The following is a 10,659-nucleotide window of genomic DNA, read 5'->3' as shown; positions in this document are numbered from 1 at the left end:
AGCGCCCCCTCCCCCGCTGCGGACACCCCCGCCACCTCTCCTACGGGCGCCGTTCGACCCACCTCCGACGCCGAACGCCCCGACGCCTGGGATTCCGTCCGCCGCACCCGCCGCCCCGACCGGCCGGGCACCCGCGAGCTGCTGCGGCACACCGCCGAAGAGCTGGTGCTGCTGGACGCCCCCGGCGGCCGGGGCGGCGCGCTGGTCCGCGCGCTCGCCGTCCTCGGCGGCCGGCCCGTCGTGGTCGTCGGGCAGCAGCGGCAGACTCCGGACCACGAGCGCCCCTTCACCGCCGCCGACCTCCGGGCCGTCCGGCGCACCGCGCGCCTCGCCGAACAGCTCGGACTGCCCCTGGTCACGGTGGTGGACACCGCCGGGGCCGAGTTGTCCGCGCGGGCAGAGCGGGAGGGCATCGCGGTGGAAATCGCGCACTGCCTGACCACTCTGCTCGCCCTGCGCACCCCCGTCCTCGCCGTCCTGCTCGGCCAGGGGTCGGGCGGCGGCGCGCTCGCGCTGCTCCCGGCCGACCGGGTGATCGCCGCCGGCCACGCCTGGCTGGCGCCGCTACCGCCGGAGGGCGCCTCGGCGATCGTCCACCGGGACGGCGCACACGCCGCCGAACTGGCCCGGTCCCAGGGCATCGGCGCGCATCACCTGGCAGAGGTGGGGCTGGTCGACGAGGTGGTCCCGGAACTGCCGGACGCCGCCGACGAGCCGGAGGCCTTCTGCGCCCGGCTCGGCCAGGCGGTCGGCGCGGCACTCGGAGCCTTGGCGGCGGCCCCCGCAGCGGACCGGCACGCGACCCGGGCCGTGCGGCACCGGCGCCTGGGCGACCCGCGCTGACCGTCGGCCTCCGGTCCCCGATCCGCGGGCCGGTCGGCTGGGTCTGGACCCGAGCCGGAGGCTGGACCTGGACCTGGACCTGGACCTGGGGGCTGGGACTGGGGCTGGGCGGCCGGGCCGGGGCCTGGGCTTCGACCTGGATCCCGGACGCGAACCGCACCCGGACGACCCTGTCGGCTACGGAGCGCTGCCCCTCGGCCGGTGCCGCAACGGTGTGGCGCCGGTCTCAGCAGACACCTGATCGTCTGTACTCAAAGTGCTTCCCCCGGACCCGCGCGTGACGGCCGCAGTGGCCCGAACGGTGAGTGCGCTCACACGGAATCAGCGCCCACGACGGACCGTAGTAGACGGGGCCGGCCCCCTGCCCACGCCCTTCCGCCACCGCATCCGCGCAGGCCGGAACGGCCGCGCGCGGTCCGCCGAGACTGCACCTTCGAATCCACGGCGACAGCTCCGGGTACGACCGCCAGTCGTACCGAAGGGCTCTTGGCGGCGACCGATCCGGTCTGGCAACAATTGCTCTCGTCGCCAGCCACACCGGCTCCTGTCCCGCCGGTGAACGGCTTACTGCCGAGTCACGCCCCGCGACCGTTTCGGCCCCTGTCCGGCCACGGTCTCGGGCGGGGAGTGACCCGGCCCAACCTGATTGAGGTCTTGTTCTTCATGCCCGCTTTCAAGCTCCGTATGCGTACCTCGGCCGCGATTCTTGCCGGCGCCGCCGGTCTGACCGCCCTGGGTGCGGGCGTCCTTCCCGCCACCGCGAACGCCGCCACCGCCTCCCCGCAGACGATCGCCGCCCAGATCGTCCCGGCCAACCAGCTGGCCTCGTTCAAGCAGATCATCTCCCACGAGTCCGGCTGGAACGTGACCGCGACCAACCCCAGCTCGGGCGCGTACGGCCTGGGCCAGGCGCTGCCGGGCTCCAAGATGGCCTCGGCCGGTGCCGACTGGAGGACCAACCCCACCACCCAGATCAAGTGGGCGCTGGACTACATGAACTCGCGCTACGGCAGCCCGAACGCCGCGTGGAACTTCTGGCAGACCCACCACTGGTACTAAGCCGACCTCCTCGGCCCACCGACTTCCGCCGGCCCCCTGACCACTCCCCCTCACCCCGGGGTCGGACAGGGACCACCGGGGTGCCCGAGAGGGCCCGGACGCGCGCGATCCGCGTGGTCCGGGCCCTCTCCTGGTCTCCGCCGAGTGCCGCCACCTGCCGCTACGGCCCGGCCGCGTGCCGCCACCTGCCGCTACGGCCCGGCCGCGTGCCCCCACCTGCCGCTACAGCTCGCCCGTCAGCCCCAGCAGCTCGCGCATCCGCGCGTACTTGGCGGCCAACCGCTCGGCGGTCGCCGTGTCCAGCGTGGCCAGCCGGTCCGGGTCCGAGTTGTGCGCCAGGTCGGCCCGCTTGACCAGCAGCGCACCGGGCGTCGCCAGGATGCGCGCGGCGTACGCCTCGGTCGGCTCGTCCGGACGCCGGGTGAGCGCGTCCACGATCGCCTTGGTCTCCGCCGGCAGCGCTGCCGCCGCCAGCCATTCCCGGCTCAGCCGGTCGTCCTCGACGGTGTCGTGCAGCCAGCCCGCCGCGATCTGCGCCGCGTTACCGCCGCGTGCGGCAGCCCCGCGCGCGACCGCCGCGATGTGCTCGGCGTACGGGTGGCCGTTCTTGTCGACCTGCCCCTCGTGGGCGCGGCGCGCGAGCGCCTCCACCTCGGTCAGGCTCAGGTACTCGTCCTCCATCGACTCCTCCATCGGCTCATCGTAGGCCCGTGATCGACACGATGACGGCCACTGGTTTACTGCCCCGGGGGTTCAAGGCTCGGGGGGTCCACCGGCCCACGCGTCGACGCCTCCGGCGGGCGACCCCCGCCGCTTCCGGCAGGCACGTCCGAGCGATCCGAGGAACCATGCCATCGCTGCACCCGCTCCTGTCCGGCTTCGCCCCGATCTGGGCGCTGACCGGAGTCGGTTACGTCGTCGGCCGCACCGGGCTGCTCGGCCCGCACGCCGAGGTGGTGCTCAACCGGTTCGTCTTCCACGTGGCGATGCCGGCGGCGCTCTTCCTGATGATCGCCCGAACCCCGCTGGACCGCTTCGCCAACCCCTCCATGCTCGCCTTCGCCGCCGGCACCGCCGTCGCGACCGGCCTGGGGCTGTTCGTCGGCCGCCGGCTCTTCCGGCGGAAGCCCGGGGAGTCGGCGATCGGCGCGATGGCCTCGGGCTACGTCAACTCGGCGAACCTCGGCATCCCGGTCACCATGCAGGTCATCGGCGACGCCTCCTTCGTGGCCCCCGTGGTGCTGTTCCAGATCCTGCTGGTCACCCCCGTCGTCCTCGCCGTCCTCGACGGCGGCGCGGCCGGCCGCCGGGCCCTGCTCACCCTGCCCGCTCGCAACCCGATCCTGCTCGCCACCGCCCTCGGCGCCGTCTTCTCCGCAACGGGGATGCACCTGCCCGCCGAGCTGAACCGTTCCTGCGAACTGCTCGGCGGCGCCGGCGTCCCGACCGCGCTGATCACCCTCGGCATATCCCTGCACAACCGGCCGCCGGCGGAAGGCCGTTCGCGCCGCGCCGAAGTCGGACTGACGGTGGCGATCAAGACCCTGGTCCAGCCGCTCGCCGCCCTCGCCGTGGCCGGCCCGCTGCTCCACCTGCCCGCACACCAACTGCTCACCGTGGTGCTGTTCTCCGCACTGCCCACCGCGCAGAACGTGTACACCTACGCCCGCGAGTACGGGCAGGGCGCGGTCCTCGCCCGGGACGCGGTGCTCTGGTCGACGCTGGCGTCGATGGCGACGCTGTCGGTGATCAGCTGGGCCCTCGGGCCGAAGTAGGCCCGGCTTCACCACCCTGCCCGTCCTGCCCGTCCTGCCCGTCCTGCCCGTCCTGCCTGGCCGTGGCCACCACCTCGGCCATGGCCTCCAGGAAGCGCCGGGCCGTGTCCAACTCCCCCGGCTCGAACCGCCGCATCGCGTCGAGCAGGTCGCCGATCAGCCCACCGAAGAAGCCCTGCCCCAGCTCCATCGCCCGGTCCTCCACCAGCAGCCGCACCCGGCGCCGGTCCTGCGGGTCGCGCTCGCGACGGATCAGCCCGAGCCGTTCCAGCCGGTCCACCAGACCGGTGGTCCCGGCCGAATTCAGCCGCAGCGCCTCGCCGAGCCGCCCCGGAGTGACCACCTCCCCGGCCCGAGCGGCGTCCAGCAGGTGGATCAGCGCCCGCAGGTCGGTCGGGTGCAGACCGTGACGGGCCGCGAACTCGGCCCCGAACAAGTCGAGTTCGACTGTCAGGCCGCGCAGTAGATGGACCAGCCGCATCGGGTCCTCAGCCTTGGGCACCCTGTCGTCCTTCCTCCAGCACATGCATGCCATTATTCTTTCGCTGAGCGAGATACTTGTCGAGCGAGATACTTGCCCAGCGAGTACTTTCTCACCCGAACGGTTTCGACACGCCATCACACCACACCTGCGAGGCCCGCCATGTCCGCCCGCACCGCCGCCCCCTTCCTCGACGCCTACGACGCCCTGCTTGCCCGCTGGCCCGTCCCGGTCGAGGCCCTCACCGTCCACACCCCCCACGGCACCACCCGCATCAACGCCTGCGGTCCCCGCGACGGTCGCCCCCTCGTCCTCCTCCACGGCGGCGGCGCCACCTCCACCCTCTGGTTCGCCAACGCCGCCGCCTGGGCCGATGCCGGGCACCGTGTCCTCGCCATCGACCTCATCGGCGACCCCGGGCGCAGCGTCCACGACGGCACCCCGCTCGACGGCGTCCCCGGCCTGATCGGCTGGCTCGACGCCGTCCTCGACCAACTCGGCGTCACCGAAGCCGACTTCTGCGGCCACTCGTACGGCGGCTGGATCGCCCTGGAGTACGCCCTGCGCTCCCCCGCCCGGGTCGGCCGCCTCGCCCTGCTGGACCCCACCCAGTGCTTCGCCGGCTTCCGCCCCGGCTACCTGCTGCGCGTCCTGCCGCTCTTCCTCCCCCGCCGCAGCCCGGCCCGCGCCCGCTCCTACCTCGACTGGGAGACTGCCGCCACCCCCGGCACCCCCGGCACCCCAGACGCGTCAGGCACAGAAGGCACGCCCTGCGCGTCCGGCACACCCGGCATCGACCCCGACTGGCGTGAGCTCTATGCCCTCGGCTACGCCGAATTCCCCGCCTCGCGCGTCGTCACCGGCCCTCGCCCCACACCCGACCGCCTCCGCACCCTGGCCATGCCCGTCCTCGCCCTGTTCGCCGCCCGCAGCCGCGTCCACGACGCCCACCACGTCGCCGAAGCGGCCCACCGACTCCTCCCGGCGGCCGAGGTGACCGTCCTTCCGGACGTGTCCCACCACAACCTGCCGATGGCGGGCGCAGCGGAGGTCAACCAGCGCCTGATCGACTTCCTGGCAGCGACCCGGGCCTGACCGAGGCCCGTCCCCGCCGTTGTCCCCGTGACCCCGTCCCCGTCCCCGTCCTCGTCCCCGGAACGCGCCGCAGGCGCCGAACGCACCGATCGCGCCCGTCGAACGGACACGGGCGCGACGCGGTCACGCCAGGCCACCCCACCCCGGCCGTGCGAGGGGTCAGCCGACGGCACCGAGGATCGGAGCCCAGGTGGAGCCGGTGAGTGCGGCCACCACCTGCTGCTCGGAGAGCGGAGGAGCGGTGCGGGTCGGCTTCGGCGTGTCCGGGCCACTGCCGACGGCGGTGTTCCACTGCACCATCTGAAGCTGCGCGCCCGTCGACTTGACGGTCACCGTCACCGTCCAGCGGCGGGCGGTGTCGGCATGTGCCGGTTGCTTGGCAGCCGTCTGCTCCGACATCACCAGGGCCCCGCCGGGAATGGTGGCGCTGCTCGGCAGTTCGCTCATCTTGCAGGTGTCGCCTGCGGCACGCGCGGGCGTCCGGTCGCAGCTCAGCCCGTCGCCGTCCCTGAGCGGCAGCTTGAGCCGCACGGCCGAGACACCGACTGAAGCGGCACCCTGACCGTCGTCGAGGACCAGTCCGGCATTGGCGACGTTCCCGCTGGACGGATCCGAGGGGTTGCTGCTCTGCCCGGTCACCTGGCTGAACCGGGCCCCGGGGAACGTTGCCTCCAGGGTCTGGATCATCTGGGTGTCGGCGATCGCGGAACGCGGCGCCGACATCGGCGACACGCCCTCCGAGCCCGTGGAGCGGAGCCCGGCGAGCATCTGGGGGGCCATCACACCGGCGGCCGCGATCGCGACGCAGGCCCCTACCCCGGCGGCGACGGCGGCGCTGCGCCGACGCCGACGGCCCCGCCCCCGCTCGACGGCGCCGCCCACGATCGCGGTGAGATCGGGTTCGAGGGAATCGGTCGTGCGGTCCAGGGCATGTGCGAGGTCTGCTTCGAACGGCATGCTGGTGTCACCTTGTCTGTCGTCGATGGGGTGGGTCGCGGCGGTGCCGGCGGTTCTGGCAGTGCCGGCGGTGCTGGCAGTGCTGAGCTGCACTGATCTGCTCTGATCTACTCGGAGCCGGGCGCCGGTGCTCAGTGCGGGACCAGGTCCGACAGGCTGTCGCCGAGGAGCGCCCGCACCCTCCCGAGCGCACGGGTGCCCTGGGAGCGGACCGCGCTGCTGCTCAGCCTGAGCATCCGGGCGGTCTCCTCGATGCTGCGGTCCTCCCAGTAGCGCAGCAGCAGCACGGCCCGGTCGCGCGGCGGCAGTTGGGCGAGCGCATCGAGCAGGGTGAGCCGCAGCGCGGTGTCCGGACCGGCCGCCGCACTGTCGGGCATGCTCCCGACGGGGCGCTCACCGGTGCTGCGCCGACGCCGCAGGCTGAGGAAGCTGCGGACCAGAACCGTCTGGGCGTACGCCTCCGGACTGTCCGCTCGGGCCACCCTGTTCCAGTGCACGTAAACCCGGCTCAGAGCCTCCTGGACCAGGTCCTCGGCAAGATGCGCGTCACCGGCCGCGAGGACGTACGCCGAGCGGTACAGCGCCTTCGCCCTAGCGGCCACGAACTCCAGGTACTCGGCCTCCTGTGCTGACTTCACTCGGTCCCCGCCCGTTCTGTTGTCCTGTGATCCCCGTGCATATCCCTCATGACTACGTGGGGCGTCAGGATGTCGCGCAGGCGAGGCACTTTTCTTCGCGGCCGTGGTTCTTCGCGGCCACGGTTCCTCATGGCCCCAGTTCCTCACGGCCACTGCCGCCGTCCCTCCGGCCCGCGCTCACGTAACGGGCAGGTCCGGGCCGGGCGTTGCCGCCGGTTCGAAGCCGGCCAGCATCTGGGCCAGCGCCTCCTGGTCGGGGCCCACGAAGGGCGAGATCCCTGCTGCGGACCCAAGGGTGCCGATCATCCGCTCGGTCATTCCGGCCGCAGCCGGCAGGTGGGTCGACAGGACGAGTTCCGGCTCGCGGTCCCGCAGCAGGCGGAAGGTGTCGAGGAATCTCTTCGGGTCGACGTTCTCCACCCACGGGCTGTCCACACTGGCCCACAGCAGCTGCGCCGTCCGAAGGTCCTCGGCCGGGACGGCGCCGGCGTCCTCTCCCTCGGCCGTGTCCGCGCTGGGCATCGGGGCGCCGAAGCAGTCCGAGCTGAAGCAGACTCCGGTGAGGTCGTCGAAGAAGCCGACGGTGGTGGGATTGTCGAACAGTGGCGGGCGGAACGCGGTGAGCGTGCGGTCGCCGACGTCGAGTGACTGGCCGGGATTCAGAAGGTGGACCCGGTCCAGCGGGAGCGGTCGCTCGCAGGACATGATTCCGACCGCGATGAAGGTGGTCACCACTTTCGCGTTCGGTGCCGCTTCGAGGAGCGCGTGGATTCCGCCGGTGTGGTCGCGGTCGGGGTGGGTGAGCCAGATCCAGCGCACGTCTGCCGGGTCGAGGACTGTGGCGAGCGTGTCCAGGAAGCTGCGGTCCGGCAGCCCGAGGCCGGTGTCGACGACGACGGGTTGCTGCGCTTGGAGCACGAAGGAATTGACGGGAATGTGGCCGATCCCCGGCACCTCAAGACTGTCGCTGAGGACGCTGACGTCGGGTCGGACCCGGTGAACGGACATGGACGAACTCCCTCCAGGGTGGAATCGTCCGCTTCCGTCCAAACCACTGTAAGGCGCACTGCTGTGACCGGCCCAGAGTCCTGGAACTTCCAGTTTCCGCTCGTTGCCGGACCGAAGGAGGCCGGGGCGGCGCGCGTGCGACCGCGCCGCCCCCTCGGTTCTCGGCGCTCGGCTGTCGGCCGCCCGCCGGCGGCCGTGACGACGCGGTCAGTAGATCAGGTAACCCGGGCGGTGCCCTTCGTCGTCGATCTCCCCGGTCGCCTGGGCCCGCAGTTTGCGGGACAGCTCCTCCAGGGCGCGGGAGGCCGCGACCTCCTCGCCGATCCTGGCGAGCGGGCGGTCGTCGGCGCTCTTCACGGACTCGCCGCGCGCGCTCAGGCCCGGCGCCCGCGCGCCCGTCAACCTGGCGTCGCACGCCGTGTGCACGCCGTCCTCCTCGAAGCTCAGCTCCACGTCCCACTGGTTGTGCATGCCACACCTCCTGGCGGCGGCCCCCTTCGCGCCTCTCCGGACCGGCACGGACGGTGACCCGTGGCGGCCGCTCACACCAGCGTGCGCCTGCCCCGCCGGTGGCGGCAAGCGCGGCCGAGGAGCGACCGTCGCAGCGCGCCGAACGCCGCTTCCGACCGGCCCGGCCGCCGCCCCGGCGGTACGCTGGCGGAAGCGGCCGCGACCGCCGACCCACCCCGGCCCGTCGGCGCGGCGCAGGCAGCGACAACCGGGTGGTCCCTCCGTGGCGGTCTTCCTTCTCGCCCTCAGCGCGGCTTGCTGTCTGGGTCTCGGCTTCGTCCTCCAACAGCACGCGGCGCAGCGGGCCCCGCGCGCCGACCTCCTGCGCTGGCGGCTTCTGCTGGACCTGATCCGGATGCCGCAGTGGCTGCTCGGCACCGGCTTCATGGTCAGCGGTCTGATCCTCTCGGCGCTCGCGCTCAACAAGGGCGAGGTGTCCCTGGTCGAGCCCCTGCTGGCCACCAACCTGCTGTTCGCCATGGCCCTTGCCCGGGTGCTGACCCGTCAGACCCTCGGCCGCTCCGGCTGGGCCGGAGTCCTACTCCTCGGCCTCGGGGTCACGGCCTTCATCGTGGCCGGGAAACCGACGGGCGGCGGGGCGCCCGCCGGGGAACTGCGGCACTGGCTGGTGGTCGGCATCGTGGTCGGCCTGGTCCTGCTGCTGGTCTCGATGGCCCGACGACTGCCGCTGCTGGAGGAGGCGACGCTGCTGGCACTCGCCGCCGGACTGCTCTACGGCCTGCAGGACGCACTCACCCGGACCACCACCCAGCGCCTCGACCACGAGGGACTGTCGGCCGTACTGCGCAGTTGGCAGCCGTACGCGGTGATCGTGGCGGGCGTGGTCGGACTGCTGCTCGTGCAGAGCGCCTTCGAGGCGGCGCCGCTGCGGATGTCCCTCCCCGCGCTGACCGCCGCCCAGCCACTGGCCGGTATCGCCTGCGCGGTCGGCTTCCTCGGCGACCGGCTGCGGGTGACGCCGGGGGCGCTGGCCTGGCAGACCGCCGGGCTGCTGGCCATCGTGACGGGCGTGATCGTGATCGGCCGCCACCCGGCGCTGCCCGGAACCGTCCGCGACACCCTGGAGGAGATCGGGGCCTCCCCGGAGGAGAAGTCCGGGAACGACGGCGAGGACGACCGCGTACCCGGGGAGGACGACCGCGTATCCGGGGACGGTGGCGAGGGCGAAGGCGAGGGCGAAGGCGAGGGCGAGGGCGAGGGCGAGGGCGGGGACGGATCCCGGGGCGGTGGCGCGGGCGACGGCCGAGGCGGGGCCGGGCCGGCGCCGTCGCCCGGCGGACGCCCCGATGATCCGGGCGATGACGGCACCGGCCCTGGGAACGCCGGTTAGGGGGCCCGATGTGCTGGAGCGCGCAGGCGGACGCCGTGGCGGGCGGGGTGGTCGCATGCGTCGGCGTGGGGTGCCTGGTCCGCGCCCACCGGGCCGGGCGGCCAGAGCGGTTACCGCTCGCGGCGCTCCCCGTGGTGCTGGGCGTGCACCAGCTGACCGAGGCGCTGGTCTGGCTCGGTGCGGACGGCGCGCTGCCTGCCGCCCTGGCCGGGGCGGCCCGTACTGCCTGGGCAGCGGTCGCGCTCCCGCTGCTGCCCGTCCTGGTCCCGACTGCGGTGTGGTCCGCCGCCACCGGGCGCCGCCGACGTCTGCTCGCGGGCCTCAGCCTGGTCGGTGCGGCCGTCGCCGTGCCGCTCGCCGCAGCCGTGGCCTCCCACCCGGTGACGGCCACCGTGCACGGCCACACCCTGGGCTACGCCGTCGGCATCCCCCACCCGGCCGTTCTGCTCACCGGGTACCTCCTCGTCACCGTGGGATCCCTTCTGGCGAGCGGCGATCGTCTGCTCCGCCGGCTCGGCCTCGTCATCGGTACGGGCGCCATCGTCTGTGCGCTGCTCTGGCGCCTCGCCTTCGTCTCCACCTGGTGCGCGCTGGCGGCCGTCGCCAGCCTTCTGCTCCTCCAATGGGCGGGCCACTCCTCCGACGCCGACGCCGACGCCGACCCCACCGCCGCCGAACGGCTTGGCCGCCCGGCCCCATGAGCGGAGCTCATGGGCAGTTCCTCATGAGCGAGACTCATGAGCGTCGCCGATGAGCAAGGCTCATGGGGTTGCCGATGAGCAAGGCTCATGAGTGTCCCCATAGGTGGATCTCATGAGCGGAACTCATGGGCACCCCCGATGAGGCGGGCTCATGGGGGAGGTGGTCTCTTGCCTGTGTGCCGCTCATGACGTTCCCATGAGCGGAGCTCATGGCCTCAGCGCCCCGCCCCCTGCCCCTGCC

Annotated in this window: 11 protein-coding genes and 1 pseudogene; 6 read left to right on the top strand and 6 right to left on the bottom strand. The window is 73.2% G+C overall.

Going from position 1 to position 10,659, the window contains the following annotated elements:
* The coding region (locus tag IF30_RS42730) for a carboxyl transferase domain-containing protein (RefSeq protein ID WP_324605694.1) at positions 1-843 on the top strand (843 nt) is incomplete at its 5' end.
* 684 nt (positions 844-1,527) lie between these two features.
* Complete coding sequence (locus IF30_RS0139215; RefSeq protein ID WP_234323017.1) at positions 1,528-1,902, top strand: transglycosylase SLT domain-containing protein; 375 nt, start codon at positions 1,528-1,530, stop codon at positions 1,900-1,902.
* 222 nt (positions 1,903-2,124) lie between these two features.
* Here IF30_RS0139215 and IF30_RS0139210 read toward each other — a convergent pair whose 3' ends face one another.
* On the bottom strand, positions 2,125-2,583 hold the full coding sequence (locus tag IF30_RS0139210; RefSeq protein ID WP_030247672.1) for an HD domain-containing protein: 459 nt from the start codon (positions 2,581-2,583) through the stop codon (positions 2,125-2,127).
* Between the two features lie 167 nt (positions 2,584-2,750).
* Between IF30_RS0139210 and IF30_RS0139205 the strand changes: the two genes are divergently transcribed.
* Positions 2,751-3,677: an AEC family transporter gene (locus tag IF30_RS0139205; protein WP_030247671.1), complete on the top strand. Its 927-nt coding sequence runs from the start codon at positions 2,751-2,753 to the stop codon at positions 3,675-3,677.
* On the opposite strand, the gene IF30_RS0139200 is transcribed toward IF30_RS0139205, so the two are convergent.
* Complete coding sequence (locus IF30_RS0139200) at positions 3,652-4,179, bottom strand: MarR family winged helix-turn-helix transcriptional regulator (RefSeq protein WP_324605693.1); 528 nt, start codon at positions 4,177-4,179, stop codon at positions 3,652-3,654. The two genes, IF30_RS0139205 and IF30_RS0139200, sit on opposite strands and share 26 nt — an antisense overlap.
* Positions 4,180-4,320: 141 nt before the next feature.
* Between IF30_RS0139200 and IF30_RS0139195 the strand changes: the two genes are divergently transcribed.
* Positions 4,321-5,253: an alpha/beta fold hydrolase gene (locus tag IF30_RS0139195; protein WP_030247669.1), complete on the top strand. Its 933-nt coding sequence runs from the start codon at positions 4,321-4,323 to the stop codon at positions 5,251-5,253.
* A gap of 159 nt (positions 5,254-5,412) precedes the next feature.
* Here the strand turns inward: IF30_RS0139195 and IF30_RS0139190 are convergent, their stop codons facing one another.
* The 4 genes from IF30_RS0139190 to IF30_RS0139175 all read right to left on the bottom strand — a co-directional run bounded on the left by IF30_RS0139190 (position 5,413) and on the right by IF30_RS0139175 (position 8,327).
* Entirely contained in the window at positions 5,413-6,210 is a 798-nt protein-coding gene (locus IF30_RS0139190) for a hypothetical protein (protein ID WP_158835926.1), read from the bottom strand.
* Between the two features lie 131 nt (positions 6,211-6,341).
* Positions 6,342-6,848, bottom strand: a complete 507-nt coding sequence (locus tag IF30_RS0139185; RefSeq protein WP_030247666.1) for a SigE family RNA polymerase sigma factor — start codon at positions 6,846-6,848, stop codon at positions 6,342-6,344.
* A gap of 177 nt (positions 6,849-7,025) precedes the next feature.
* Positions 7,026-7,856 carry an MBL fold metallo-hydrolase gene (locus IF30_RS0139180; RefSeq protein WP_037902839.1) on the bottom strand — a complete coding sequence of 277 codons (831 nt, stop codon included), beginning with the start codon at positions 7,854-7,856 and terminating at the stop codon, positions 7,026-7,028.
* A 207-nt stretch (positions 7,857-8,063) separates the two neighbouring features.
* Entirely contained in the window at positions 8,064-8,327 is a 264-nt protein-coding gene (locus IF30_RS0139175; RefSeq protein WP_030247662.1) for a dsRBD fold-containing protein, read from the bottom strand.
* A 262-nt stretch (positions 8,328-8,589) separates the two neighbouring features.
* Between IF30_RS0139175 and IF30_RS50015 the strand changes: the two are divergent.
* Together IF30_RS50015 and IF30_RS0139165 are read left to right on the top strand one after the other, a co-directional pair.
* A pseudogene (locus IF30_RS50015) lies at positions 8,590-9,429 on the top strand (DMT family transporter); the annotation flags it as partial.
* Between the two features lie 296 nt (positions 9,430-9,725).
* The gene (locus IF30_RS0139165) at positions 9,726-10,418 is read left to right on the top strand and encodes a DUF6629 family protein (RefSeq protein WP_030247658.1); all 693 of its coding nucleotides are present in this window, start codon (positions 9,726-9,728) and stop codon (positions 10,416-10,418) included.
* Positions 10,419-10,659: the final 241 nt, after the last annotated feature.

The sequence above is a fragment of the Streptomyces sp. NRRL S-350 genome, assembly GCF_000719705.1.
Taxonomy (GTDB): Bacteria; Actinomycetota; Actinomycetes; order Streptomycetales; family Streptomycetaceae; genus Kitasatospora.
This window is presented reverse-complemented; position numbering and strand designations above follow the sequence as displayed.

Excerpts from the sequence above, each read along its gene's own strand:
- IF30_RS0139165 (WP_030247658.1), top strand. The coding sequence starts at position 9,726 with ATGTGCTGGAGCGCGCAGGCGGACGCCGTGGCGGGCGGGGTGGTCGCA.
- IF30_RS0139215 (WP_234323017.1), top strand. The coding sequence starts at position 1,528 with ATGCGTACCTCGGCCGCGATTCTTGCCGGCGCCGCCGGTCTGACCGCC.
- IF30_RS0139175 (WP_030247662.1), bottom strand. The coding sequence starts at position 8,327 with ATGCACAACCAGTGGGACGTGGAGCTGAGCTTCGAGGAGGACGGCGTG.
- IF30_RS0139210 (WP_030247672.1), bottom strand. The coding sequence starts at position 2,583 with ATGGAGGACGAGTACCTGAGCCTGACCGAGGTGGAGGCGCTCGCGCGC.
- IF30_RS0139190 (WP_158835926.1), bottom strand. The coding sequence starts at position 6,210 with ATGCCGTTCGAAGCAGACCTCGCACATGCCCTGGACCGCACGACCGAT.
- IF30_RS0139195 (WP_030247669.1), top strand. The coding sequence starts at position 4,321 with ATGTCCGCCCGCACCGCCGCCCCCTTCCTCGACGCCTACGACGCCCTG.
- IF30_RS0139205 (WP_030247671.1), top strand. The coding sequence starts at position 2,751 with ATGCCATCGCTGCACCCGCTCCTGTCCGGCTTCGCCCCGATCTGGGCG.
- IF30_RS0139180 (WP_037902839.1), bottom strand. The coding sequence starts at position 7,856 with ATGTCCGTTCACCGGGTCCGACCCGACGTCAGCGTCCTCAGCGACAGT.